The organism is Brevibacterium sp. SMBL_HHYL_HB1 (genome assembly GCF_018208375.1).
Taxonomy (GTDB): Bacteria; Actinomycetota; Actinomycetes; order Actinomycetales; family Brevibacteriaceae; genus Brevibacterium; species Brevibacterium intestinavium.
Genome location: NZ_CP062936.1, coordinates 1,841,289 through 1,867,633 on the forward strand (window position 1 = coordinate 1,841,289; position 26,345 = coordinate 1,867,633).

The 26,345-nt window shown below is 65.1% G+C and carries 23 protein-coding genes; 7 read left to right on the forward strand and 16 right to left on the reverse strand.

What is annotated here, in order from left to right:
* Positions 1-172: 172 nt before the first annotated feature.
* From IG171_RS08520 to IG171_RS08535, 4 genes are all read right to left on the reverse strand, one after another.
* Complete coding sequence (locus IG171_RS08520) at positions 173-2,143, reverse strand: ABC transporter ATP-binding protein (protein ID WP_212131236.1); 1,971 nt, start codon at positions 2,141-2,143, stop codon at positions 173-175.
* Complete coding sequence (locus IG171_RS08525; RefSeq protein WP_212131237.1) at positions 2,143-3,174, reverse strand: ABC transporter permease; 1,032 nt, start codon at positions 3,172-3,174, stop codon at positions 2,143-2,145. The genes IG171_RS08520 and IG171_RS08525 overlap by 1 nt, the downstream gene beginning before the upstream one ends.
* On the reverse strand, positions 3,171-4,715 hold the full coding sequence (locus tag IG171_RS08530) for an ABC transporter permease (RefSeq protein ID WP_212131238.1): 1,545 nt from the start codon (positions 4,713-4,715) through the stop codon (positions 3,171-3,173). Before IG171_RS08530 ends, IG171_RS08525 begins: the two co-directional genes overlap by 4 nt.
* Before the next feature lie 103 nt (positions 4,716-4,818).
* A complete protein-coding gene (locus tag IG171_RS08535; protein ID WP_212131239.1) occupies positions 4,819-6,624 on the reverse strand; it encodes an ABC transporter family substrate-binding protein in 1,806 nt (601 codons plus the stop codon).
* A gap of 258 nt (positions 6,625-6,882) precedes the next feature.
* Between IG171_RS08535 and IG171_RS08540 the strand changes: the two genes are divergently transcribed.
* A complete protein-coding gene (locus IG171_RS08540) occupies positions 6,883-7,473 on the forward strand; it encodes a hypothetical protein (RefSeq protein ID WP_212131240.1) in 591 nt (196 codons plus the stop codon).
* Positions 7,474-7,477: 4 nt separating this feature from the next.
* Here the strand turns inward: IG171_RS08540 and IG171_RS08545 are convergent, their stop codons facing one another.
* From IG171_RS08545 to IG171_RS08565, 5 genes are all read right to left on the reverse strand, one after another.
* A complete protein-coding gene (locus IG171_RS08545) occupies positions 7,478-8,131 on the reverse strand; it encodes an MBL fold metallo-hydrolase (protein WP_249204207.1) in 654 nt (217 codons plus the stop codon).
* A 74-nt stretch (positions 8,132-8,205) separates the two neighbouring features.
* Positions 8,206-9,276, reverse strand: coding sequence for an NADH:flavin oxidoreductase/NADH oxidase (locus IG171_RS08550; RefSeq protein ID WP_212131241.1), 1,071 nt, complete (start codon positions 9,274-9,276; stop codon positions 8,206-8,208).
* Between the two features lie 28 nt (positions 9,277-9,304).
* Positions 9,305-10,924: a DASS family sodium-coupled anion symporter gene (locus IG171_RS08555; protein WP_249204209.1), complete on the reverse strand. Its 1,620-nt coding sequence runs from the start codon at positions 10,922-10,924 to the stop codon at positions 9,305-9,307.
* 171 nt (positions 10,925-11,095) lie between these two features.
* On the reverse strand, positions 11,096-11,875 hold the full coding sequence (locus IG171_RS08560; protein WP_212131243.1) for an alpha/beta fold hydrolase: 780 nt from the start codon (positions 11,873-11,875) through the stop codon (positions 11,096-11,098).
* A 53-nt stretch (positions 11,876-11,928) separates the two neighbouring features.
* On the reverse strand, positions 11,929-12,540 hold the full coding sequence (locus IG171_RS08565) for a thymidine kinase (protein ID WP_212131602.1): 612 nt from the start codon (positions 12,538-12,540) through the stop codon (positions 11,929-11,931).
* Positions 12,541-12,689: 149 nt separating this feature from the next.
* Here IG171_RS08565 and IG171_RS08570 point away from each other — a divergent pair, with 149 nt between their 5' ends.
* The 4 genes from IG171_RS08570 to IG171_RS08585 all read left to right on the forward strand — a co-directional run bounded on the left by IG171_RS08570 (position 12,690) and on the right by IG171_RS08585 (position 17,953).
* Positions 12,690-14,114 carry an IS1380 family transposase gene (locus IG171_RS08570; protein ID WP_135542801.1) on the forward strand — a complete coding sequence of 475 codons (1,425 nt, stop codon included), beginning with the start codon at positions 12,690-12,692 and terminating at the stop codon, positions 14,112-14,114.
* A 427-nt stretch (positions 14,115-14,541) separates the two neighbouring features.
* Positions 14,542-16,770, forward strand: coding sequence for an NADP-dependent isocitrate dehydrogenase (locus IG171_RS08575; protein ID WP_212131244.1), 2,229 nt, complete (start codon positions 14,542-14,544; stop codon positions 16,768-16,770).
* Between the two features lie 100 nt (positions 16,771-16,870).
* A complete protein-coding gene (locus IG171_RS08580) occupies positions 16,871-17,305 on the forward strand; it encodes a lipopolysaccharide assembly protein LapA domain-containing protein (RefSeq protein ID WP_212131245.1) in 435 nt (144 codons plus the stop codon).
* 3 nt (positions 17,306-17,308) lie between these two features.
* The gene (locus IG171_RS08585; protein WP_212131246.1) at positions 17,309-17,953 is read left to right on the forward strand and encodes a 4'-phosphopantetheinyl transferase superfamily protein; all 645 of its coding nucleotides are present in this window, start codon (positions 17,309-17,311) and stop codon (positions 17,951-17,953) included.
* 296 nt (positions 17,954-18,249) lie between these two features.
* Here the strand turns inward: IG171_RS08585 and IG171_RS08590 are convergent, their stop codons facing one another.
* Positions 18,250-18,639 (reverse strand): hypothetical protein, encoded by a 390-nt coding sequence (locus IG171_RS08590; RefSeq protein ID WP_212131247.1) that lies wholly within the window; start codon positions 18,637-18,639, stop codon positions 18,250-18,252.
* Positions 18,636-20,030, reverse strand: coding sequence for a PLP-dependent aminotransferase family protein (locus IG171_RS08595; RefSeq protein ID WP_212131248.1), 1,395 nt, complete (start codon positions 20,028-20,030; stop codon positions 18,636-18,638). Before IG171_RS08595 ends, IG171_RS08590 begins: the two co-directional genes overlap by 4 nt.
* A 220-nt stretch (positions 20,031-20,250) precedes the next feature.
* Between IG171_RS08595 and pdxS the strand changes: the two genes are divergently transcribed.
* A complete protein-coding gene (gene pdxS / locus IG171_RS08600; protein ID WP_212131249.1) occupies positions 20,251-21,132 on the forward strand; it encodes a pyridoxal 5'-phosphate synthase lyase subunit PdxS in 882 nt (293 codons plus the stop codon).
* On the forward strand, positions 21,126-21,719 hold the full coding sequence (pdxT, locus tag IG171_RS08605; RefSeq protein ID WP_212131250.1) for a pyridoxal 5'-phosphate synthase glutaminase subunit PdxT: 594 nt from the start codon (positions 21,126-21,128) through the stop codon (positions 21,717-21,719). The genes pdxS and pdxT overlap by 7 nt, the downstream gene beginning before the upstream one ends.
* 183 nt (positions 21,720-21,902) lie before the next feature.
* Here the strand turns inward: pdxT and IG171_RS08610 are convergent, their stop codons facing one another.
* The 5 genes from IG171_RS08610 to IG171_RS08630 all read right to left on the reverse strand — a co-directional run bounded on the left by IG171_RS08610 (position 21,903) and on the right by IG171_RS08630 (position 26,262).
* On the reverse strand, positions 21,903-22,691 hold the full coding sequence (locus IG171_RS08610) for a diacylglycerol kinase family protein (RefSeq protein ID WP_212131251.1): 789 nt from the start codon (positions 22,689-22,691) through the stop codon (positions 21,903-21,905).
* Between the two features lie 2 nt (positions 22,692-22,693).
* Positions 22,694-23,803 carry a winged helix DNA-binding domain-containing protein gene (locus IG171_RS08615; protein ID WP_212131252.1) on the reverse strand — a complete coding sequence of 370 codons (1,110 nt, stop codon included), beginning with the start codon at positions 23,801-23,803 and terminating at the stop codon, positions 22,694-22,696.
* Between the two features lie 109 nt (positions 23,804-23,912).
* A complete protein-coding gene (locus IG171_RS08620) occupies positions 23,913-25,217 on the reverse strand; it encodes a carboxylesterase family protein (RefSeq protein WP_212131253.1) in 1,305 nt (434 codons plus the stop codon).
* Positions 25,218-25,226: 9 nt separating this feature from the next.
* The gene (locus IG171_RS08625) at positions 25,227-25,730 is read right to left on the reverse strand and encodes a phosphoribosyltransferase (RefSeq protein ID WP_212131254.1); all 504 of its coding nucleotides are present in this window, start codon (positions 25,728-25,730) and stop codon (positions 25,227-25,229) included.
* 58 nt (positions 25,731-25,788) lie between these two features.
* Positions 25,789-26,262 carry a DUF2087 domain-containing protein gene (locus tag IG171_RS08630; protein WP_212131255.1) on the reverse strand — a complete coding sequence of 158 codons (474 nt, stop codon included), beginning with the start codon at positions 26,260-26,262 and terminating at the stop codon, positions 25,789-25,791.
* Positions 26,263-26,345: the final 83 nt, after the last annotated feature.

The window sequence follows — 26,345 nt, forward strand, 5'->3', positions numbered from 1 at the left end:
CCGGCGGCGCAGCCCCGGCCGGCGCCCCGGAGCCGGCTTCGGGGCCCGCTGAAGCTGAATGAGGTCACAGAACCGAGGCGAAAGACCCGATTCGGGCAGATCGCCTCGGTTCTGTGACCTCATTCGGTGGTTGCGCGGGCGCCGACGAGCCGAAGCCGCCCGCGTCGGAGGCTCAGGCCTCCATGGTCGCCTCGAGGACGGCGTCCCTGGCCTCCCGGCGCTTGCGCTGCTCTTTCGGATCCGGGACCGGAACCGCCGAGAGCAGACGCTGCGTGTACGGGTGGACGGGGTTGCCCACGACCTGCGAGGACTTGCCGATCTCGACGAGGTAGCCGTGGCGCATGACGGCGATGCGCTCGGCGATCCGTTCGATCACCGCCAGATCATGGCTGATGAACAGGCACGCGAATCCGTACTCCTTCTGCAGGCCTTCGAACAGGTCGAGGACCTTCGCCTGCACCGATACGTCGAGCGCCGAGGTCGGCTCGTCGGCGATGAGCAGCTTCGGCCGCAGGGTCAGAGCGCGGGCGATGCCGATGCGCTGACGCTGACCGCCGGAGAGCTCATGGGGGTACCGGTTGCGCATCGACGTCGGCAGCTCGACCGCCTCCAGCAGCTCTTCGATCTTCTTGCTCAGCTCCGGTCCCTTCATCCGCTCGTGGAGGTAGAGCGGTTCGCCGATCGACTCGCCGACCGGCAGACGCGGGTTGAGCGAGGAGCCGGGATCCTGGAAGACGATCCCGACTTCCTTGCGCAGCGGACGCAGCTGCTTGTTGTTCAGTCCCTTGATACTCGTGCCGTTGACGACGATATCGCCTTCGACGGTGGGCAGCAGGCCGAGCGCGGCCCGACCGATCGTCGTCTTGCCCGAACCGGATTCGCCGACCAGTCCCACGACCTCACCGGGGGCGATCATCAGGTTGATGTGATGAGCGGCGCGGAAGGCCTTCTTCCGACCGGAAGCCGGATACTCGATCGCGGCATCGCGCAGCTGCAGGGCCGAGGGCTTCGAGAAGTCCGCCTGCGAACCCGGATGGTAGAAGGTCTCGGTCGAATCCATCTCGATGCGATGATCGGGTTGGCCGGCCTCGGCGATCTCACGGGATTCCGTGTCGAGGTCATCGGTGCGGTTGGCGCCTCCCTCCGCCACGGTCGCGGAACCGGCGTGCGTGTTCCCCAGCGAATCGCGGGAACCGTCGTGGTGGGGATCGATGTCCCCTTGCTCCGCACGCAGGGAGCCGATCTCCTCCGCATGCCCGAAGGCGGCGGACTCGACGTCGTCGAGGCTCGACCCGAAGACCTCGCCTTCGATGCCGGTGCCGAGGTGGGGCACCGCCTCGAGCAGCTGCTTCGTGTAGGGGTGCTGCGGATGGTAGAAGATCTCCTCCGCAGTGCCGGCCTCGACCACCCGGCCGGCGCGCATGACGATGATGCGGTCGGCCATATCCGCCACTACACCCATATCGTGGGTGATGAGGATGATTCCCGCATCGAGCTTCGACTTCAGATCCCGCATGAGCTTGAGGATCTCGGCCTGCACCGTGACGTCGAGGGCCGTGGTCGGCTCGTCGGCGATGAGCAGCTTCGGTTGGCAGGCCAGGGCCTGCGCGATCATGATGCGCTGACGCTGACCGCCCGAGAGCTGGTGCGGGAACGAATGGAACCGGTCCTCGGGGTCGGGGATCTCGACGAGGCGCATGAGCTCGAGAGCCCGCTTCTTCGCTTCGCTGGGTCCGATGTCGAGGTGGACGCGCAGGGTCTCCACGATCTGATACCCGGCGGTGTAGACCGGGTTGAGCGCGGTCATCGGCTCCTGGAAGATCACCGAGATCTCATTGCCCCGGACGTCCTGCATCCGCTCGGGAGGCATGCCGATGAGCTCAGTGCCGCCCAGCACCGCCGAACCGGTGGCCCGACCATTGCTCGGCAGCAGACCGAGCAGCGACATGCTCGACTGCGACTTGCCCGAGCCGGACTCGCCGACGATCGCCAGCACCTCACCGGCGTTGACCGTGTAATCGAGGTGTTCGGCGGCCGTCCACCATTCATCGCTGACCCAGAACTTCACTCCGAGGTCGTTGACCTCGAGGATCGGCGAACCCTTGACCGGCTGCGAATCGCTGCGTGCTGTCTGCTCAGTCATCACTTCGCCCCTTTCTGCGCCATGCGCTCGGCCTTCTTCATCTTCCTCCAGCTCGGGATCGTCTTCATCCTCGGGTCGAACGCATCGCGCAGACCGTCACCGATGAAGTTCACGCACAGAGCGATGACGATGATGAACAGGCCGGGCCACCAGAACAGCCACGGACGGGTGGCGAACGAGGTCTGGTACTCACTGATCAGCTGGCCCAGGGAGATGCCGGGCGGCTGGATGCCGAAGCCCAGATAACTCAGGGCGGCCTCGAGCACGATCGCCTGACTCATGATCAGCGTGGTGTTGACGATGATGACGCCCATGGCATTGGGCAGCATGTGCTTGAACATGATCCTGAAGTCGCCGGCTCCGGCCACGCGTGCCGAATCGACGAATTCGCGTTCGCGCAGGGACATGAAATCACCGCGGACGAGGCGGGCCAGACCGACCCAGAGGATGCAGCCGAGCGCCAGACCGAGCATCGGTCCGCTCGACCCGCCGACGAGGACGCCGAGGATGGAACCGACGACGATGACCGGCAGGATGATGAAGCCGTCGGTGATGCGCATCAGCACCGAGTCGATCCAGCCGCGGTAGTAGCCGGCCAGCGCTCCAATGATCGTGCCGATGACCAGGCAGACCGCGCCGATGATGAACATGACGATGATGGAGATCTGCGTCCCCTTCATCACCCGTGCGAAGTTGTCGCGGCCGATCTCGTCCTGCCCGAAGGGGTGTTCGCCCAGCGAGAAGATGTTCGACAGTGACCAGGTCGGGGCTCCCCCGGGGTTGACCACCTGCCCGGAGGCGGTGTGACTGTACTTCCACCAGCCGGGCAGACCGCCGACGCCCTGTGCACTGAAGGCTAAGATCGCCACAAGCACGAGGACGACGATGCTGATCATCGCCCCTTTGTGGCGGAGGAACTTCCGCAGGACGATCGTGCCCTGCGACAGGCCTTCGGTTTCCTTCGACTCGATCGCATTGTCCCGAACTTCGTCGAGAGCGAGAGCGTTCTGATTGTCGTTGTTGGTACTCATGCGTTCACTCGGATTCTCGGGTCGAGGACGGCGTAGAGGAAGTCCGCGACCAGGTTGGCGATGATGGAGAGCAGACCCGTGATCAGGATGTAGGCCATGACCGGGTCGAGTTCGGCTTGCCTCATCGAGTCGATGAAGAGTTTGCCCATGCCGTTCCAGCCGAAGATCGTCTCCGTGATCACGGCACCGCCGATCATCGTGACGATGTCGACGGGCACCACCGACGCCAGCGGCAGCAGCGCATTGCGCAGAGCGTGGCGCATGATCACCGTGCGCTCGTTGAGGCCTTTGGCCCGTGCCGTGCGGATGTAGTCCTGGCCCATGACTTCGAGCATCGAACCGCGTGTATAGCGGGTGTAGGAGGCGAAGGAGATGAGGACCAGCGCGATCGACGGCAGCAGCAGGTGAGTGAACGAGTCGAGGTTCGACACCCAGAAGTCACCGTCGATGTTCGGCGCCGAAGCACCGATCGTCGCGATCGGACGATTGTTGATGGCCGGGTCGTTCGAATAGTCCTGCCAGCCCTGCAGCACGCGATCGGCGAAGATGAGGAAGGCCACGATGACAGCGGTGAAGCCCGTCGTGCGCGCCGTGTCCCAGGGATCGGGACCGCGGAACGCCAGCCCCACGCCGATGGCGACGGCGATGGCGACGATGAGCAGCCCTGCCATCCACAGCCAGTTCATCGCCACGTAGTAGAAGAGGTACTGCAGGGGCATGAACAGCAGGGCGCCGACGGCCACTGTGGTCAGCGAGGCGTAGAGCACGCGGCGGTTCTTCAGACCCGTCGACAGATACGTCATGACGATGGCCGCGCCGGTTCCGATGATGATGACGCCGACGAGGCCGATGCTCGGATGCTGCAGCCAGCCGCTGGCGAGGATGTAGTAGACCGTGGCGAAGGTGATGAGCGTGGCCGCGGAGAAGGTGATGACTCGCCGTCTCACGCTCCCGCCCAGCGCTCCCATCCAGAACAGCCCCATCGCCAGACAGGCGATGATGATCGGCCACCAGGAGTCCAGCGTCGGGTCGTTGATGAAGTTGTTGATGTCGATCGCACCGTACTGCTTGAGCAGCACCGCCACCCAGAACACGGGCAGCGAGTAGAGGAGGAACGAGACGAAGGTGATGAAGTAGTCGAAGCCCGAATACTGGCGGATCGCCGAGATCATGCCCACAGCGATGCCGAGGATGATGGCCACGATCGTCGAGGCGGTGATTAGCTTGATCGTGTTGGCGATCGCGCCCTGCAGCTGGTCCGTGACCTCCTGACCGGACTTCCACGCGACGCCTAAGTCGCATTGGCCGATGGCGCAGCCACCGACTCCGGCCAGCCACTTGAAGTATCTGACGATGGCGGGCGTGTCGAGGTCGAGCAGACGCCGACGGGATTCGTAGAGGGCCTCGATGTTCGGGGAGGTGCTCGACCGCAGATCCCAGAAGAAGTCCAGGGCGACGTTGAGCAGGAGGTAGAGGACGAAGGTGACGACGAGCAGCACGAGCGCTGTCGACAGCAATCGTCGGAGGATGAATCTGATCATGATGTGGTATCCGTTTCAATCTTCCGAAAACGCTGCTGTGGGGACCACACAGTGATCCCCACAGCAGCCAGGGTGGAGAAGAACCGATCGCGTCAGTTGCGGATCAGTTGACTTCCCACTCCCAGTAGTTCCACATCAGTGTCGGCGACACCGTGATCGTCGACGCGTTCTTGAGCTTCTCGTTGTAGATGAGCAGCGAAGGGAACTGGAACAGCGGCGCACCGAAGGCATCGTCGGTGAGCTGCTTCTCAAGTTCTGTCGACAACTTCTCCTGATCCTCCTCGGGCGCCACGAGGATCTCATCGAGGATCTTGTCGGTCTTCTTGCTCGAGTAGCCGCCATAGTTGTTCTGAGCCCCGGTGCGGTAGTTCGCATCGGACTCCGTGATCCCGGTGCCTTCGGACTGCCAGCCGAAGAGCGCGACATCATAAGTTCCGTCCCCGAGGCGGGTGCCCCAGTTGACGTCTCCGACGTCCTTGATCTCGAAGCCGGCCTTCTCGGCCGACTCCTTGATCAGCTGGAACTCCTGCTGACGACGCGAGTTCGTGTTGTCATACATGACACGGACAGTCGGGCTGTCGACCCCTGCTTCCTTGAGCAGTTTCTTCGCACCGTCGACGTCGACTTCCTTGAGCGCTTCCATTCCGTTGCCTTTGACGATGGCGTCATACATCGGCGAGCCAGGCACCTGGTTGAATGAGTCCCTGGTCTTGGCCTCGGGGTTGAGCGGCTTGATGATCTTGTCGACGATGTCCTGACGCGGGACGGTCTTGAGGAAGGCCTGACGAACCTTCCGCGCTTTGTCCTCGTCGCCTCCATTGGCTGCGGGATCAAACGGCCCCTTGTTGTCGAAGGTGAAGTCGACGTGCTCATAGGTCGCATCGTCGCCTGTGTCGACCTTGACTCCGTCGAGGTCCTCGGCGGCGGAGAGCACATCGGAGGTGGCCTGCGGCTGGGTGAAGTCGACCTCACCGTTCTCCACAGCTTGGACCATCGCCATCGGATCGCCGTTGTAGCGGACGGTGATAGTGTTGATCTTCGGTTTGGTCGGACCGCTGTAGTTGTCGTCGAGCTCGAGGGTCACGTACTGACCTTCTTCGAACTTCGTCATCTTGTACGGACCGCTGTGGACCAGCAGGTCCTCGTCCTCGGGCATCGAGGTGAAGTCGAAGCCGGTGTTCCACACGTTCGAGATCTTCGACAGCTTCTTCGTCTCCTTGTCCTTGATTGCATCGAGGATCGCCTGTTTGCCCTTCTCGGCATCATCGATTCCCAAGGCCTTCTTCGCCACGATGTGCGCCGGCACGCCGACCCCGTCGGCGCCGATGCCGAACTCATCGGCCCAATCGGAATAGGGCTTCGTGTACTCGAACGTGAGTTCCTTGCCGTCGTCTGAGATCTCCGGGAAATCCTTGATGAGCGAGGCGCCGATCGTCGACGAGTCGAAGTAGACCGTGTCCTCGTCGTTCTTCTTGACGTTGCCCTCATCGTCGGAGTTGCTCTCGACGGTATTGAAATTCGAAGACATTCCGGCCCAGGTGAGCGCCAGATCAGCGGCATCGACGGGGGTTCCGTCCGACCACTTGGCGTCGTCGTTGAAGGAGTACTTGACCTTGAGTGGGTCCTCCGAAACCTGCTCGACCTTGCCCAGGTTGCCGTCGGTGACTTCGAGGTCGTCGTTGTAGTACCCGAAGTTGTCGTTCATCAGGTAGGTGAGAATGGCGTTCGAGGTCGCATTGCCGTTCGCGGTCAGAGTGTTCATCGATCGGAAGGATTCGTTCCAGCCGATGTTGAGCGTCGTATCGTTCGATGCGTCGTCGTCATCGCCTCCGCCAGGGGGTGTGCAGGCGGTGAGCACCAGTGCGGCGGCGGCCACTGAGGCGCCGGCCGCGAGGAAGCGCTTGTTCACGTTCTCTCCTTGTTGTCTTAGGGCGAGTCACCCTCGTGCGTGCACCCCAAGGCCGGAGTGCATTCCGATCACAGATTCCCTGTCGGAGATTCCGATCCGGTCGTGATCGTCTTCATATTCTTCATATGGATTGCCTCAAAGTTAATTCACCAGCAACTGTGACCGAGTCCACATATTGAGCAAAATACCGAATCGTTACCGTTTCGAAACCAAGAGAATGGACACCGTTTGTCCAGTCTCAGTGGATAGGATGGCCAGGTGGCTAGCAGTGAGATAGATCGCAATTCAGGCAGTTTCCAGCCGACGATCGTGCGGACGACGGGTTCGACGGTCCTGTTCTTCGTCGTCACCGGTCTGTGCACCATCGGCGTCGTCTCGATCCTCTTCGGCGACTTCTCACCGCGCGGCCTCGCCGCCGCAGGCATCCCCGCTGCTGTCGGCACCTTGGTCTTCGCGCTCTACCGATTCCCGCGGGTCGAGCTCCATCGCAGCGAGCTCGTCCTCGTCAACCCGCTGCAGACCGTGACCATCCCCTGGAATCTCGTCGACGGCTTCGAAACGCACTTCGGCCTGGCCGTGCGCACTCATGAGAAGAAGTTCGGCTCCTGGCCGCTGGCGGGCAGGGGGAAGAAGTGGGAGAAGGACGAGCACGACATGCGCCGCCTCGTCGAGAGTCCGAACCCGGCCGTCGACACCGTGCTCGACCGCTACGCCCGTCTCAGCGACGAGGAGCTGGCCAATCCCGGCGGGAAGAGGACGATCCGGACGGTGTGGAACCTCGGCATCATCGTCGCAGGTCTCCTCGCCGTCGCGTGGGCGGCCTGGGGCGTCGCCGTCCTCCCGGGCTGAGGGCTCACCAACCGCGTTGGCGCCACTCGTCGAGTTTCGGACGTTCCTGGCCCACAGTCGTCGAGTCACCGTGTCCCGGCAGGACCACGGTGTCATCGGCGAGCTGGCCGAAGACCCGCTCCTCGAGGTCGTCCATGAGCGAGGTGAAGTCCGCCTTCGACCAGGTCTTGCCCGGCCCGCCGGGGAAGAGCGAGTCACCGGAGAAGAGGATCGTTCGTCCCCCGTCGCTCAGCAGCAGCGCGATCGAACCGGGGGTGTGCCCGCGCAGGCAGATCGCCTGGAGGACGAATCCGCCGAAGTCGCCGACGTCGAGGTGGTCGACGGTGTGGGCGATCTCCACGCCTTCAGCCTCGGTGATGGCCGCGGCGTCATCGGCCCCGGCAATCGTCATCGCCTCCGGATACCGGGCTGAGACGGCCGGCAGCGCGCGGATGTGGTCCCAATGCCGGTGGGTGGTGATGATCGCCCTCAGCGAGGTCTCCGCCTCGGTGTCCGCAGCCCCGGCCGCCACGAGCTGCGCGATCGCCTCGGCATCGTCGGCGGCGTCGATGAGGACCTGCGAGCCCGTCTCCTTGGCCGTGAGCAGGTAGACGTTGTTCTCCATCTCGGAGACTGCGATCGAACGGATGACGATGTGCTCGGTCTCGATCATATTCATTTCCGTGCTCCTCTTCACGCTGCGCACTTCATCTGTGCGCTGTCTGCGGACCCTCCGCAGGGATCAGGGGGCGGTCACCAGGCTCCTCGCGTGTACTGCGGAGGATAGGGACCGGGTTCGACGCCGAGGATGTGGGCGGCACGCTGCGGCCAGGCCGGTTCGCGCAGCGCGGCGCGGGCCATGAAGATCGCATCGGCCTGGCCCGTGCTCAGGATGGTCTCGGCCTGTTTCGGATCGGTGATCAGCCCGACGGCACCGGTCGGCACGCCCTCGGCGCGGATGGCTGCGGCCAGCGGCACCTGGTAGCCGGGGCCGATGGGGATCCGCACCGGATAGTTGCCGCCGGAGGAGACATCGATGAGGTCGACTCCCGCTTCCGACAGGTCGCGGCAGACCTCGGCCGCCTCGGTGATGTCGAATCCCCCTTCGTGCCATTCGCTGGCCGAGATCCGGACGAAGACGGGCACCTGTTCACCGACCTCGGCGCGCACGGCCGCGTACACCTCATTGAGCAAGCGCGAGCGACCGGCCAGGTTCCCTCCGTAGTCGTCGCTGCGCTGGTTCGACAGCGGCGACAGGAAAGAATGGAGCAGGTAGCCGTGCGCGGCGTGGAGTTCGACGAGATCGAAACCGGCCCCCACCGCCCGCGAGGCCGCCGAGGCGAAGGCGGCGACGACCTCGGCGATGTCCTCGGCTGTCATCTCCTTCGGCTCCGCGAGTTTCGGATAGGCGATGGGGCTGGCCCCTGCGGTCGGCCATCCGCCCTCGGATTCGGGCAAGCTGCCCTTGGGCTCACCGGCGAAGGGCCGGTAGGTGCTGGCCTTGCGGCCGGCGTGCGCGAGCTGGATGCCCATGACGCTGCCCTGGGAGTGGACGAAGTCGACGACGGCCGACCAGGATTCGGCCTGCTCGTCGTTCCAGATCCCGGCGTCTTGAGGGGAGATGCGCCCTTCCGGGACGACGGCGGAGGCCTCGGTGAGGATGAGCCCGAAGCCTCCCTGCGCGCGGGAGCCGAGGTGGACGAGGTGCCAGGGCCCGGGCATGCCGTCCTCGGCCTCGCAGGAGTACTGGCACATCGGAGCCAGCCAGATGCGGTTGCCGATCTCGGTCCCGCGCAGGGTCAGCGGTTCGAACAGCTGGGTCATGACTCAATGATGCCAGTTCGGTTCCGGTTCACAGAGCGATCCCGAATACCGGAACGGCCAGCAGATACACGGTCGCGGTGATGAGCACGATGCCGATGACGTTGAGCCACAGACCGCCCTTGACCATCTGCGCCACTGTCACGTAACCGGAGCCGAAGGCCACCGCATTGGGCGGTGTGGCAACGGGCAGCATGAACGCGCAGGTCGCGGCCAGAGCGACGGGAATCGTCAGCAGCAGCGGGTCGAGGTCGAGGCCCATCGCCACTCCCCCGACGACGGGCACGAACGTCGCGGCGGTCGCGGTGTTCGAGGTCAGTTCGGTGAGGAAGAGGATGATGGCGGCGAAGATCGCGACGACGATCACGGTGGGCAGAACCCCGACCCCGCTCGTCGTCTCACCGATCCATTCGGTCAGCCCCGAGTCGGAGAACTGCGCGGACAGGGCGAGGCCTCCGCCGAAGAGCAGCAGCACGCCCCAGGGCAGCTTCTCCGCGGTCTCCCAGTCGAGGAGGCGCACGCCGCGATTGGCACCTCCCGGGATGAGGAAGAGGAGGAGTCCGATGGCCATGGCGATCCCCTCATCGGAGATCGGCGGTTCATCGAAGATCAGCGGCAGCGAGATCCAACTGGCTGCGGCGAGGACGAACATGGCCAGTACGAGCTTCTCCCCCGTCGACATGGGTCCGAGCTTGTGCAGCTCATCACGGATGAGTTCACGACCGCCGGGGATCCGATCGATCTCGGGTTTGAACAGCACCTTGACCAGCAGGAACCACGCGATGGCCATCATCACGACCGCCAGGGGAACGCCCACGGCCATCCACTGGCCGAAGCCGATGGAGATGTCGTGGCTGTCCTTGAGATAGCCGATCAGGAAGAGGTTCGGAGGGGTGCCGATGATGGTGCCCAAGGACCCGATGGAGGCGGAGTAGGCGATGCCGAGCATGAGTGCGGTGCCGAAGTTCGACTTGACCACTGCCCCGAGGCCGCTGTCGTCGGATTCCGTCTCGCCCTCGTCAGCGACTTCGGTCCCAGTGCCGTCGGCGGTCCCGGTGTCGTTGGCGGACCCAGTACCGTCTGCGGAGCCATCGGTGAGGGCGGACCCCACCACTTTGGACACGATCATGAGCACCGAGATGCCGATCGGCAGCATCATCACCGCCGTGGCGGTGTTCGACACCCACATGGAGATGAAACCGGTGGCGATCATGAAGCCGGCGATCATCGGACCGGGCCGGTCGCCCATGATGCTCAGCGTCACCAGCGCAATGCGACGGTGCAGGTTCCAGCGCTGCATGGCCAGGGCGATGAGGAAGCCGCCGAGGAACAGGAAGATGATCGGATTGCCGTAGGAGGCTCCGACGGTCTCCATCTCGACGTCGGTGCCCAGCACTGGGAAGGCGACGAGCGGGACCAGGGAGGTCGCGGCGATCGGCAGCGCCTCGGTCATCCACCACGCGGCCATGAGCACCGCGATCGCCGCGGTCAGCTTCGCCGAGTGGTCGACGTCGGCCGGCATGATCGCGTAGATCAGCGTGGAGAAGATCAGCCCGAGCAGAAAACCGGTCCACCGGATCCGCAACGTGCTGCGGCCGATTCCGGGTTCTCGTTCGCCGGGAGATCGCATATCGATCTCGGTGGAGGTCATCTCAGAAGACTTCGGACTCGGGGACATTCTCACTCCTCGTCGAGCAGGTTCGCCTGTTCTCAGCCCAGCCTACTGCAGAGGACGCGCGCGTCGACTGCAGAAGTGATCCGCGGTTCGCCCCGGTACGCTCGCCACCGGTGGAGAACTCGTCAGATCCGGGTGGAGAGGTCGTCAGAGCAGGCTGCAGAAGCCGTGGATGCGGTCGGCGACGAGCTCCGGGTGTTCGACCATCGGCAGGTGCGCGGAGTCGGGGACGGTGGCCGACTGCGCCCCGTCGACCCGCTCGGCCAGGGACGACATCGCCTCGGGTGAGAATCCCGGGTCCTGGGCTCCGGCCAGGAACAGGGTCGGCACGGTGATGGCGTGGACGGACCCGCTGAGATCGTAGGATTTCGCTGCGGTGGCGGCCGCGATGTACGCTTCGTCGTCGACCAGAGCGAGGTCGGCGAGGACGAGCGGCCCGGCGGCGATGTCCTCTTCGAGGAATCCGGCGGCGAACCACCGGTCGGCCGTATCGTCGACGAGTCCGCGGGTGCCGTCGGCGCGGACCTCGGCGATCCGTTCGTCCCATGTCTGCGCAGTTCCGAGCTTATCGCCGGTCGCGCAGGCGACGAGTCCGGTCAGCGCTTCGGGATGATTGAGCGCAAGCGTCAGACCGACGGCGCCCGAGATCGAGACGCCGCAGTAGGTGAAGGAGTCCACGCCGACCGCGGCCAGCGACTCGACGAGGCCGGAGGCCAGGTCTGCGATCGTGTACGGTTCGGATTGATCGCCGAGCGCTTCGTCTGCCGGCAGGGTGTGTCCGGGCAGGTCGGAGATGTAGATCTGGAAATCATCGGCCAGTCGGCCGGCGACCGCCGACCACAGCGACATCCGCGTGCCCAGCGCGTTGCCGAAGACGAGGACGGGAGAACCGGGATTGTCGTTGAAGGCACGGACAGCGATGCGCATCTGAGGCTCCTTGGGGTGCGTGAGGGTTCGACTGGGTTCCGAAGACCGTGCGGTCAGGAGTCTTCCGTGGTCAGCCTACCGCCGGAGAATTCGAGATAACAGCGTGGGCACAGCGACTCATATGTCACGGCATTGCCGTCGATGGCGACCTGGTCTCCGTCGAAGATGAATTGTCCGTCGAGGAGGCGGCCGTTGAACATGGCCTTGCGACCGCACCGGCAGATCGTCTTGAGCTCCTCGAGCGTGTGGGCGATCTCCAGCAGGCGGCCCGAGCCGGGGAACGCCTTGGTCCGGAAGTCCGTGCGGATTCCGTAGCACATCACCGGCACCGAGGAGTTCGTGGCGATGCGCATGAGCGAATCCACCTGAGCAGGGGTGAGGAACTGGGCCTCGTCGATGAGCAGGCAGGCGACCGGGGTCTTCGGAGCGTCGATCGACTCGAGCAGGGCGTCGTGGTCGACGTAGTCGGCGTGTTCGGCATAGATCGTCTCGACGTCGCCGTCGGCGGGGATGAGGAAGTCGACATCTCGGGTCACTCCCAGCCGGGACACGATCTGAGAGGCGCCCTTCGTGTCGATGACCGGCTTGGCCAACAGGACTCTCTGGCCGCGTTCTTCGTAGTTGAAGGCCGCCTGGAGCAGAGCCGTCGACTTGCCGGAGTTCATCGCCCCGTACCGGAAGTAGAGTTTGGCCTTGATCCACCGATGCGGGTAGCTGTTCAAAGCCGCGTGTGAAATGGAAATGCCCCTCCTGAACTGGGAAAATGATGATGTCTAACGTCAACATTCCCGTTCAAGAAAGGGGCACCTCTCAGGTGCTATTCAATCACACACCCACGGCAGCGTCCTACTCCTTCAACGACACGAACCTCGTCAGTCCTACCGGCCTGGTCCCGATCATGCGTCTGGCCCACCAGGCAGGCCTGCTCGACCTCGCCGAGCAGCGTTTGACCGTGACGACGACCGGAGCCGATAAGGGCGCGAACCCGGGCGCGAAACTGTCCACCCTGATCGCGGGCATGGCCGCCGGCGCCGATTCGATCGATGATATGAACATCCTGCGCCACGGCGGCATGAACAGACTCTTCGACCGTGTCTACGCCCCATCGACTTTGGGATCGTTTCTGCGCTCGTTCTCCTTCGGCCACGTCAGACAGCTCGATGCCATCAGCGCCCGTCTTCTGACCGGCTTCGACCAGCACATACGCCTGCTGGCCACCAGTCCGACAACACCGCAGTCGTCAATGGTCTTCGTTGACGTCGACGACACCGTCATCGACGTCCATTCCGCAAGGAAACAAGGAGCCGGATTCGGGTATCAAGGCAGTCGGGGACTCAACGCGCTCTTGGCGACTGCATCGACAAGCACCTCCAGTCAGGTCATCGTCGGTCAGCGTCTCCGGAAGGGCTCTACCTCATCAGCTCGGGGTGCCGACAAGTTCGTCTCTGACGCCCTGGCCACCACTCGACGCATCAATTCCGGTCAGGCCCCGGTGCTGGTGCGTGCTGATTCCGCCTACTACTCGTCGACAATGACCAAAGCCGCCCGCGGTGCTGGGGCCGAGGTGTCGGTGACGGTGCGTATGGACAAGAAGGTCAAAACAGCGATCTCCACCATCGACGATGATGCGTGGACCGGCATCCAGTACCCGGAAGCGATCTTCGACGAAGAGACCAAAACGTGGATCAGCAAGGCTGAAGTCGCTGAAGTCGCCTTTACCGCGTTCACGTCGAAGAAGAAGGCTCTGCAGGTGCCAGGCCGGTTGATCGTGCGACGAGTCCCCGAGCTCAACGAGAAGAAGCGGTCTGCCGGGCAGGACCCGTTATTCGACTTGTACCGATACCACGCCTTCTTCACCACCCTCGATCAGGAGCGCTTCGACACTGTTCTGGCGGACCAGATCCACCGGAAGCACGCAATCATCGAGCAGATCAATGCGGAATTGAAAAACGGTGCACTGGCGCATATGCCCTCAGGGGCCTTCGATGCCAACGCAGCGTGGGTGACGATCGCGGCGATGACTCATAACCTACTGCGGGCAGCTGCTGGGCTCATGGGTGGCCGAATGAGCAAGGCGCGTGCACAAACACTGAGGACGCGTATCATCCTCGTCCCGGCCCGGATTGCCCACCGAGCGAGGAGATTGATCCTGAATCTGCCCAGAGACTGGCCATGGGCCGAGGAATTCGCTCGTTTGTGGCAGGCCGCGTTGAGCCCTCCCCAACGTGCGTTGACATGACCGATCAGCCCGAGCGGGCGTGAAGACCGGGGCCCGGGGAGGAGGCCTACGGGAACTGAAAAGTGGAATCAGACTGGTGAGAGACCGGGACGATGTTCCCTGCCCATTTGTCGACATTTTGCGGGAACCGGATTCACACCACGGCTCCCATACCGATCGGTGGATCAAGGTTTGGCCACTGTCGTCCTCTTTCTGTTGTCCGTGCCGACACAGAAGACTACCGCCGATTCGACAGCCGACCACGATCGCCGCGGTGACCGACCGCCACCGTCACGACCACCGCCCCCACCGCGGCGGTCACCGCCGGGTCGAGCCGGCGCGAACACCGGGTGTGAGCACCATCATCGGCCCATGCCGACTACCGAAATCGTCCTGAAGGTAAGATGTCGGTGACAAACCCCAAGAAGATGCGGAGTGGTCCATCACTATGGCAAAAATCATTTACACGCGCACGGATGAAGCGCCGCTTCTGGCGACATACTCGCTCAAACCGATCATCGAAGCCTTCGCCACTTCGGCCGGCGTCGAGGTCGAGACTCGAGACATCTCGCTTGCCGCACGCGTGCTGGCACAGTTCAGTGACCGCCTCCCCGAAGACCAGCAGGTCAGCGACGCTCTGGCCGAGCTGGGCGACCTCGCCCAGACGCCGGATGCGAACATCATCAAGCTGCCCAACATCTCGGCCTCCGTGCCTCAGCTCAAGGCCACCATCGCCGAGCTGCAGTCACAGGGCTATGATCTGCCGGATTACCCGGAAGAGCCCGCGACCGACGAAGACAAGGACGTCCGGGCTCGCTATGACAAGGTCAAGGGCTCGGCCGTCAACCCGGTTCTGCGCGAGGGCAACTCCGACCGTCGCGCTCCCGAGGCTGTGAAGAACTTCGCCAAGGCCCACCCGCACTCGATGGGCGAATGGACCCAGGAATCGAAGACCCGAGTCGCGACCATGGGCTCCGATGACTTCCGCGACAACGAGAAGTCCGTCATCATCGACTCCGACGACACCCTGACGATCCGTCTGCGCACCGCAGCCGGCGAGACCACCGTCCTCAAGGAGTCCCTGCCCGTCCTCGCCGGTGAGATCGTCGACTCGACGAAGATGAACGCCACCGCCCTCGACGAGTTCGTCAAGGAGCAGATCGCCCAGGCCAAGGCCGACGGCGTCCTCTTCTCCGTCCACCTCAAGGCGACGATGATGAAGGTCTCCGATCCCATCCTCTTCGGCAAGGTCATCGAGGCCTTCTTCCCCGAGGTCTTCGCCGAATACGGTGATGTCCTCGCCGAGGCGGGCCTGACCTCCGACAACGGACTGGCCGCCATCCTCGCCGGACTCGACACCCTGCCCGCCGACGCCGCGTCCGGCATCAGGGCCGGAATCGAGAAGGGCCTGGCCGAGGGACCCGACCTGGCCATGGTCAACTCGCACAAGGGCATCACGAACCTCCACGTGCCCTCCGATGTCATCGTCGACGCCTCCATGCCCGCGATGATCCGCGTCGGCGGCAAGATGTGGAACAAGGACGACCAGAAGCAGGACACCCTGGCCGTCATCCCCGACTCCTCCTATGCCGGCGTCTACCAGACCGTGATCGAGGACTGCAAGGCCAAGGGCGCCTTCGATCCGCGCACCATGGGCACGGTGCCCAATGTCGGTCTCATGGCCCAGAAGGCCGAGGAGTACGGCAGCCACGACAAGACCTTTGAGATCCCCGAAGCCGGGGTCGTCGAGGTCGTCGACTCCGCCGGTCAGGTGCTGATGAGCCACGAGGTCGCCGCCGGTGACATCTGGCGGGCCTGCCAGACCAAGGACGTCCCGGTCCGCGACTGGGTCAAGCTCGCCGTCACGCGTGCCCGTCTGTCGGACACCCCGGCCGTGTTCTGGCTCGATGAGACCCGCGCCCACGACCGCAACATCCGGTCGAAGGTCGAGGAGTACCTCACCGATCACGACACCGAGGGCCTCGACATCAGGATCATGAACCCGGTGGAGGCCACCCAGTTCTCCATCGACCGCATCCGCGAGGGCAAGGACACCATCTCGGTGACCGGCAATGTGCTGCGTGACTACAACACCGATCTGTTCCCCATCCTCGAACTGGGCACCTCGGCGAAGATGCTCTCCGTCGTCCCGCTCATCGCCGGCGGAGGACTCTTCGAGACCGGCGCCGGCGGCTCGGCACCGAAGCACGTCGAGCAGCTCGTCGAGGAGAACCACCTGCGCTGGGACTCCCTCGGTGAGTTCCTCGCCCTGGCCGAGTCCTTCCGCCACGAGTTCAACGTCCACGGCAACGAGCGCGCCGGCGTGCTGGCCGACACCCTCGATGCGGCCACCGGCAGGTTCCTCGAAGAGAACAAGTCGCCTTCGCGCAAGGTCGGCGAGATCGACAACCGCGGCAGCCACTTCTACCTCACCCTCTACTGGGCGCAGAAGCTGGCCGAGCAGACTGCCGACGAGGCCCTGGCCGAGGCCATCGCGCCGGTGGCGAAGGCACTGACCGAGAAGGAGGGGACCATTGCGGCCGAACTCCTCGAGGTCCAGGGCAGTCCCGTCGACCTCGGCGGCTACTACTACCCGAACGATGAGTTGGTGACTGCGGCGATGCGCCCGTCGGCCACGCTCAACGAGATCATCTCCTCACTGAGCAAGAACGTCTGAATCAGCATCGACGCGGTGTGAGCGGTGTTCGTGCAACGGTTGGCGAACACTTGCCGCACTTCCGGACTCATGCGCCCCATCAGTGGTTATGATGGGGCGCATGAGTACTCAAGACCCGCGCGGCGAATCCCAGACGCCCGAAGAGCTCCTGGCCGAAACCGATTCCGTGCTCGGGGACGAGGCTCCCACGACCGGGGAGACCCGCGAGGTCGAGCCTCACCAGCAGACGCAGCCTCCCGCACCCGGCAGCACCGACGAACTGCCTTCGACGAAGGGCGGCACGGGGATGTCGGCGGGTATGTGGATCTCGCTCATCATCGGAGCGGTCATCGTCGTCCTGCTTCTCATCTTCATCGTCCAGAACAACGTGGCCGCCCAGTTCCAGTACTTCGGCTGGCAGTTCGAACTGCCCTTGGGTGTGGCCATGCTCTTCGCCGCGATCGGCGGCATCCTCATCGCCGGGCTGATCGGCTCGGTGCGGATCTTCGTGCTCAACCGCCGTCTGAAGAAGATCCACAAGGCTCTGGGCCGCTGATCCATGACGATCGATCCCAGTCTCGCCGAACTCCGCACCGAACTGCCCGCTTCACTGTTCCTCGCCGATACCGCCGCCGAGGCGGCCTGGGCGCGTGAGGACGATTCCGTGCTCACCGAACAGGAGCGCAACTACGCACGGGAGTTCGACGCCGAGGCCGCCACCACCTGGTCGGCCGGCCGCGTCGTCCTCAGGCACGTGCTCGGGGCACATCTTGATCGAGACCCGGCCGGAATCGACATCCGCCTCGATTCGGCGGGCAAGCCCCGCCACGACGATTGCGAGTTCTCCGTCTCCCGCTCCCGCAGACTCGTCATCGTCGCCGTCGCCGACGATCCGGTCGGCCTCGACATCGAAGCCGTACCGGAGCCGGCCGTTGCCGCCGAGGCCCTGCAGCTCGTGCATCCGCGTGAGAGAGCTGAACTCGACCAGCTGTCCGGACCCGAGATGGCTGCGGAGTTCGCACGCCTGTGGGCCCGCAAGGAAGCCTTCCTGCGAGCGATGAGCACTGGCTTGGCCCGAGACCCGGGCATGGACTATGTCGGTTCCGGGCCGCTGCCGGAGTCACCGCATCCGGACGTCGACATCTTCGATCTCGAGTCGGGAATCCCCGAGGGGCACTTCGCCGCGATCGCGTTCAATCGCTGACGATTCCGGTCTCCAGCGGGCACCCGGCAGCAGATGTGTTCAACCGCTGACTCGCTCCTGCACTGCCGCCCGGCCGCCCTCGGCAAAGGGCTGCGCCGATTGCGCCGTTCGATGACTGCGCGGCCGCTTGAACGACCTTGGTTGCGGGGGCGCAGATCCGTCGTTCAAGGCGCAGCGAGGATGTCGACCCGCGCACCTCTCGAAGACTGTACGGCCGCTTGAACGACGTTCGTCCGCAGCCGCCTCGGCCGAATACTCGGTCCGCGATCGCCGAGGAGAGCCTGGAAGAACCTCGTTCAAGCAGTCTGTGACTCGTCCTTGCCGAAATCAGGACCGTTCTCTCCCGTGGTGAAGACCACGGCGATGCCCAATGAGCCCAGCGCCACACAGCCGAAGAGGATCCACGCGGCAGCGGAATTGGCCGCCAGCGCGAGGAAGACGGCGATGACGGCGGCGACGACGAGCAGGCCGTCGAAGAGCATCGGATACTTCAGGAAGCGCTTCTCGCCCTTGCGCACACCGTAGGAGATCTGAGTCGCGGCCCCGAGGAAGAGCAGCACGAGGGCGGTGATGACCAGCCAGCGCGGGGCCAGGAAGAACGTCTCGAGGGCGGGCAGGGCCACGACACCGACGATGGCCAGCAGCATCCTGATGGTGCCGTCCACCACGAATCCGGACTTCATCATGTCTGAATCCTACTCAACAGCGTCTGCACCGTGGCCAGCGCCCTCCGCAGCACCGTCGCCTCGACATTCGAATGGGCGATGACGAGACCGTGCCGGACCTGATCCCCACCGGTCCAGCCGCGGGCCAGGGAAGCGACGAGGATCCCGCGGTCGGCGAGCTGTCGCAGCAAGCGATCGGCCTCGGCAGCGGAGGTTTCGATCACGAGGGTCCGACCGTCATGGACCAGTCCGGGAATCGGTCCCGCCTCGGCGACGACCTCCTCGGCGGCCCTGAGGCGGCGACGGCCGCGCGAGATCCGTCGCCGCAGGCCCCCGGAACCGAGGTAGGAGCTGATGGCCATCTGCAGAATCGGCGAGAACGCCGGCCCCAGCGCCGTGCGCATCGCCATCAGACGCGACGAAATCTCACCGTGGGAGATGAGGTATCCGGTCGACACCGCCGAGGTCAGCAGCGTGGAGAAGGTGCCGATGTGCACGACCTGCGCGCGGCTGTCCGTCGATGAGGCCAGTTCGAACAGCGTCGGCAGCACGGTGCGAGTGAAGCGGGCCTCACTGTCGTAGTCGTCCTCGATGAGGATCACATCCCCTCGCTCCGCCCACTCCAGCAGCCGCACTCGATGATCAACCGGCATCGGAGTCCCGTGCGGGAACTGGTGGTTGGGCGTCACGACGGCGGCCGACACCCCTGCCGGGGACCCGGCGGCGAGGTCCAACGGCACGAGCCTCTGGTCGGTCATCGCCTGCCGCAGACCGGGAAAGCCCGGATTCTCCACAGCGATCGCCCCGTCGATCCCGCTGCTCAGCAGCAGGCGCAGACCGTCACGGGAACCGCTGGTGAGGATGATCTCATCGGGGTCGACGGCCATTCCCCGGGCCAATCGGAGGTAGTCGGCGATCGCCCACCGCGCATCCGGCTGGCCCAGCGGATCGATGGGACCGGGGTCGAGATCGAGCGATTCCCTCCAGGCGCGGCGGAAGGCCGGTTCCCGCAGCGGATCGTCGCCTCCGAAACCGGGCCGCAGATCGATGTAGTTGCGCAGGCGCCGCCTCGGCGAGGCGGGAACACGCGGCCGGGCGCGTGCGGTGCGGGCCGTCGCCGGCAGGTCCGGATTGATCCGGGTCGCCGAGCGTTCGGTGGTCACCAGGAACCCCTCCACAGCGAGCTGTCCGTAAGCGGTCTCGACACTGCCGCGGGAGATCCCAAGGTGAGCGGCCAGACGGCGGCTCGACGGCACCGCATCGCCGGGAAGCAGGGCCCCTTCGGCGATGAGGCGCCGCAGGCCCTGTGTGAGCTGATCGGGCAGCGGAGTCGGCAGATGTCGATCGACCATGAGCGGCAGCGCTACCCCCTCGGTCCGACCGCCGCGTTCCCGGATCGTGCTGGGTTCCATGATCCGATCGTAGGCCTCCCACCGGCATCTGGCCCAAAATTTCGACACATTTCTGGCTCTCCTGCTGAGCCACCCATCGGTCTAGGCTGATGGAGAACGGCCGTTCACCCCTGAAATCCAACGATCCCGACCCAGACCGGACAGAGGCCCGAGGCGACTCGGCTCTGTCGACCCGGTCGACCCGGATCGTCTCCGCGACAGTGAATGGACGAACACCACAATGACCGAGACACAGAACCTGCTGGGCACCGGACTGGCACAGATGCTCAAGGGCGGCGTCATCATGGACGTCATCGATGAGGAGCAGGCCCGCATCGCCGAAGCCGCCGGAGCCTCCGCTGTGATGGCTCTCGAACGCGTGCCCGCCGACATCCGCGCCCAGGGCGGGGTCGCCAGGATGAGCGATCCCGATCTCATCGATTCGATCATCGGCGCCGTCAGCATCCCCGTCATGGCCAAGGCCCGCATCGGCCACTTCGTCGAAGCCCAGATCCTCGAGACCCTCGGTGTCGACTACATCGACGAATCCGAGGTCCTCTCCCCTGCCGACTACGTCAACCACATCGACAAGTCCGTCTTCCAGGTTCCCTTCGTCTGCGGAGCGACGAACCTCGGTGAGGCCCTGCGCCGCATCACCGAAGGTGCTTCGATGATCCGGTCGAAGGGCGAAGCCGGAACCGGCGACGTCTCCGAGGCGATGCGTCATCTGCGGACCATCAACTCCGAGATCCGCGCACTGACAGCCAAGAGCGAAGACGAGCTCTATGTCGCGGCCAAGGAGATCGCCGCGCCGTACCACCTGGTCAAGCAGGTGGCGAGCCTCGGCCGTCTGCCGGTGGTGACCTTCGTCGCCGGCGGTATCGCAACCCCGGCCGATGCGGCGATGATGATGCAGCTCGGCGCCGACGGAGTGTTCGTCGGTTCCGGCATCTTCAAGTCCGGCGACCCGGAGGCCCGGGCGAAGGCCATCGTCGAGGCCACCACCCACTTCGATGATCCGACGGCAGTGGCCAAGGCCTCGCGCGGACTCGGTGATGCCATGGTCGGCATCAACGTCGCCGATGTGCCCGCCCCTCACCGCCTGGCCGAACGCGGATGGTGAGAGTCGGCGTCCTCGCCCTCCAGGGAGCCTTCCGTGAGCACCTGCTCATGCTCGGCTCCCTGGGGGTCGATTCCCGGAAGGTGACTCGGTCCGAGCATTTGAGCGGCCTCGACGCGATCATCCTGCCCGGCGGCGAGTCGACGGCCATGGTCCGCATCGCCGCCGGCACCGATCTCTTCTGCCGACTGCGGGAGAGCATCGCTGCCGGCCTGCCGGTCTTCGGCACCTGCGCCGGCCTCATCCTCCTGGCCGATCGGCTCAGCGATGATTCGCTTGGCGGTTACGAGCGCCTCGGCGGCCTCGACATCACCGTTGCCCGCAACGCCTACGGCCGGCAGCGTGAGTCCTTCACCGCGGCGTTGCACATCGAGGGCTTCGAGCGCACCTTCGACGGCACCTTCATCCGCGCCCCGCAGATCCTCGACATCTCCCCCACCACCGAGGTGCTCGCCCGGTGCGAGGACAGACCGGTGCTGGTGAGGCAGGGCAATGTGTGGGCCGGCAGCTTCCACCCTGAGCTGGGCGGGGACCTGCGGCTCCACACCGAGTTCCTCCAGCACGTCGGCGCTCGGGCTCACCCGATGTGATCGTGGGCTCTCATGGCCGCGGAGCGGATATCAGCAGTCGCTGCCGACCCGCGTTCAGACGCAATTCGAGGCAGTCGCCGATGAGGTCCCCGTCCAGTTGGGCCGGTGCCGGGACATCGAGGCCGATCGTGACCGCGGTGGTGCTGCGATAGTGCATCAGCGGGTGCGATTCCGGTCTGCCTTTCAGGCAGGCGACGGCGATGCCTGCCCAGGCGCGAACGGCTCGGGGGCGCTCCCACGCGGCAGCGGGCCGACGGTGAGGGCGGAGAACTGCTCATCGTCGACTCGCGCGGAGGGGAAGACAGAGATCGGTCCGGCGGGACGGGCCACCTTCGAGGCCATGACCGACCACACGGGCTCGCCGGCGGTGAGCGCGTCGCCGGTGACAGCGAGCCCCTCCGCGAACAGCGCCGTGGCCGCACCCCAGGCGTAACCGGCCAGCCCCGGCAGTGCGTGATGCCGGGCCACGGCACGTGCGTCTCCGCCGATGCCGGCCAGGCAGAGGAAAGCGGTCTGCTCCCATCGCCCGTCGGCTCGCCGGATCTTCGCGACATTGATCGGGACGCGGCGAATGCTCGCATCGGCATCGTCGCCGGCAGATCGCAGGATGCGCAGGCAGTGCGCGATCGCCTGCCGTGTCGAGCCGAGTCCCACATGTCGGCTGAGGACGTTCGCGGTGCCCGTCGGCACCAGGGCCGCGGGGATTCCGGCTTCGGCGAGGACCGGTGCTGCCGCGCGGATGGTGCCGTCCCCGCCGAGGACGATGACGACCTCGGCGCCCCAGTCCACCAGCTGTTCGGCCTGCCATCGTCCGTCGCGAACCGCCGTCGTCGTCATCGTCCGATAGGCCACTGCCCGCTCCCGCAGCGCCTCTGACAGCTTGGTGTACGCACGTCGAGTCGCGACGTGTTTGGGGTTGACGATGATGCCGACGCCGGCCGTCGCTGACCGCTGATCCGGTCTGTCGTTCACGATCACGTGAACGCCGGATGGTCCGTGGCGGCCGCCTCGACGGCGTCGGAGTCGACCGTCTGGCCGGGGAAGGCCTCGACGATGACGCGCGGACCGGTCTTGCGCGGCGAGCGCTTCCACGTTCCGCGGGCACGGCTTCCGGAGATGACGGTGTTCTTGAACATTCCGTTGCCGCCGGGAACGACGGACTTCTCGTGGGCGGGGTCGAGTGTCGCGCTGCGATCCTTGTAGCCGAGGATGATCTCGTCGAATCCCGGCACCAGCAGCGTCTTCGCGGCATCGGATCCCCATTCGCTCAGACGGTCGTCGAGGTCCGGCGCGTGGAAGCAGTCGATTTCGCCGATCTTCGCGCTCATGATCTCTCCGGAGTCGACGCAGTCCTGTACGGCCCTCCTGATCGCGGTCTTCGGCAGTCCGGTCCACCGTGTCGCATCGTCGATGGTCACCGGTCCGTGGCTGAGGACATAGCGTCTCATCCATTCGCGCAGCCCCGCCTCGGCGTCGAGTTCTGTGGGCAGAGGCACCCAGTCGGCGGTGAGGACGTACTTCATGTCGTCCTTGCCCGCGATCATGGGGGCCTGGACGATGAGGTTGTTCAACGCCAAGGAGGTGATGAGGTGCCGGGAGTGTCCGTATTCGTCGCCGGCGCCCAGGGGTGCGAAGGCGTCGAGGAGTTCCTCTCGGGTCAGGGCGCCGCGCTGTCGGAGGGCGGTGGTGGCCAGCTGCGCTGCGGAGTCGAGCATGTCATCGGTGATGCCGAAGTGCTCACGGCGCTTGGCGGTGGACTTCATCGTCCGGGCCCCTGTCAGGCCGAGGATCCAGCCGATGTCCTTGGCCGTGGTCAGATGGATCGTCCCGCGCTGGGTCCAGGTGCGCACGATCTCTCCGGAGTCGATGGCGGCCCGCACGGCTGCGATGCCCGCGGTCTCATCGGTCCCGAGTCGCAATGCGATCGAGGCGAGGGCTCCGCCGAGGTTCTGCGCTTGGACGCAGCCGAGGTGCTCGACGACCGAACCGGCCGGCGACAGCTTCGTCCCGGTCGGTGATACGGGTGGGGGCCCGACCAGACCCTGTGAGATCAGACGCGCCGCGGAGACCTGATGAGTGTCCATGGTCCAACGGTAGCCGACGGCGGTGACACGGCGATTGCAAGAACCCGTCAGCTGCAGGTTCTCGACGCCCCGGGGCCTCGAGTGTTCGACTGTTCTGGCCCCCGAGGGCTCAGCCCATGATGTCGATGAGGCCGGGGACGGGCACTCTGGGCAGTGCCCCGGAGGCGGCGAAGCGGCCCCAGATCCGTCGCAGCTCGGGGCCGGCGATGGCCGTGGTCTCCCCGTAGTCGAGGAAGGAGTCGTGCCAGATCTCGCCGGGGAAGATCAGCGGCAGATCTCCCGAATGGGCAGCGTCGAAGAAGCTGCCGTCGCCGCGAGAGACGATGAGCAGGCGGGCTCCCTGCCCTCCGGACATGCGGTGCCGGTCGTAGAATTCCCGCCCGGCTCGGGTGTAGACCGCCGAGGTGATCCCGGAGATGAGGGATTCGAGCATGGGCGAGGTCAGGCTGCGGTCGTGGAGGCGACGCAGGGCTGGAACGAATCCCGCGAAGAAGGCGATCTCGCGCTCGGTGCGGGTCATGAGCACATCGTATTTCGGCGCGACCTCGGCCCAGGCGTGAGCCGCATCCGACCGTGTCGGCAGGGGCCTGTGCCCATAGTGGACTCCGAAGCACATGCCGGCGTGCAATCCTCCGACTAGGGCGGCCTTGTGGACTTCCTCCTGGGCTGCGAGGATCTCATCGACGCTCGCGGCCGGGTCGATCTTCTGGGCGACCCTGGCCATCGCCCAGTTCATCGCATCCGTGCCGCCGGCCAACCCGAAGGGGGTCGAGGCCAGCAGAACACGGTGGAAGAGGCCTTCGGTGCCTTCAGCGATCATGAGGTGGGCGCAGGCGTCCGCCCCGGCGCTCTGACCGGCGATCGTGATGTTGTCGGGATCTCCGCCGAAGGAGGAGATATTCGCCTGCACCCAGCGCAGCGCGGAGATCTGGTCGAGCACACCGAGGTTCGAATGCTCGGGTCTGCCCGTGCCCAGGTAGCCGAGCACCCCGAGGCGGTAGGTGACCGAGACGACGATGATGCCCTGTTCGGCCGACAGGGTGTGCGGATCGTAGATCTCCGCGTCTCCGGCGCCGGCCACATAGGCGCCACCGTGGATCCACACGAGAACCGGCAGACCCGCCTCGGCGACGGCGGCCTTCGGCATCGTCACGCTCAGTCGCAGACAGTCCTCGCTGATGGGCAGGCCGCCGAGCTGGTCGAAGGTCATTCCTGCGTTCGGGTCGCGACGCAGCTGCGGGCTCGCCGGTCCCGGAGTGGATCCGTCGATGAAGTCCACGGGAGGTTCGTCCAGCGGCGGGCAGAAGCGTTCGGCTCGGGCATAGCGGATCCCCCGTGCACGGATCACATCGTCGTCCTCATAGGCACGGACCCGTCCGCACGGCGCGAGGATGTCGTGCGAGTCCTTCTCCATGCAGTCAGCTTACTTGCTGGGCTCCACCGGAGGTTCGGCCGACCACGGGAAGACGATCCACTGATCGGTGCGCTTCCACACGAAGTCGGGATCGATGATGGATGCCGACTTCGAGTAGATGACTGCCGACTGTGCCTCGGCGCCGTGCTTGCGCAGCAGTTCGAGGACGAGGGCCAGGGTCCTGCCGGAATCGGCGACGTCGTCGACGACCAGCAGCTTCTTGCCCTTGATCGCGTCGATGTCGAGCATCGGTGCCAGCAGGATGGGGTCGGGCAGAGTCTCATGGACATCGGTGTAGAACTCGACGTTGATCGCGTCGGAGAGCTTCAGGCCGAGGGCGTAGGCCAAGGCGCCTGCCGGCAGCAGGCCTCCCCGGGCGACGGCGATGACGATCTCGGGGTCGTAGTCGGAGTCTGCGATCGTCTGCGCCAGCTCACGCGCCGACTGGCCGAACAGGTCCCATGTGAGGATCTCCTTCTCATCGAGATCGCTCGAATCGGCGTGATATGCCATGAATGCTCCTTTGTTTGCCCCGTGTTGGCTCGAGCTCCAAGGATACGCCGTCGCGGAGTCAGCGCAGAAACACCGCGAGCCCGGCCATCTCCTGTGCCTGGGAACCGGTGGGAGTCGGTGGGTTCGGGTTCACCCAGTACCGGCCCGTGTGGGAGTCGCGGTCGAGCAGCCGGTAGTCGATCAGTTCGCGTCGCAGGCGCGCGAAGTCCGGTTGGAAGCCGGCCAGGATGCCGTTGACCTGCTTCTCGCTGTAGATCCGATCCGCCTCGAAGGCCGCCAGGACCTCGATGAGGAGGACGACGAGGGCCCTGCGCTTGGTCGGGATGGAGATGATTCGACCCGCAGGCATGAAGGTCGCAAGTGTCCTGGTGCGGAATCGTTCGATGTGGGGATCGATTCCTGCCGTGTGGGGCTCCGGCGCTGTCTCGACCGGGCTCGATTCGAGCAGGGCCGCACGCGCGGCAGTGAAGTTCTCACCGGTTGCAGTCATCCGCGACCGCACGAGCTCCTTGAAGTCCTTGTCCTTGGTCATGGTGTCTCTTCCTCATGCGACCAAGTCTCCCCCAGCACGAAACCCGGTCAGGAAAGCACCGTGTCGGTTTCGTCCGAGGATTC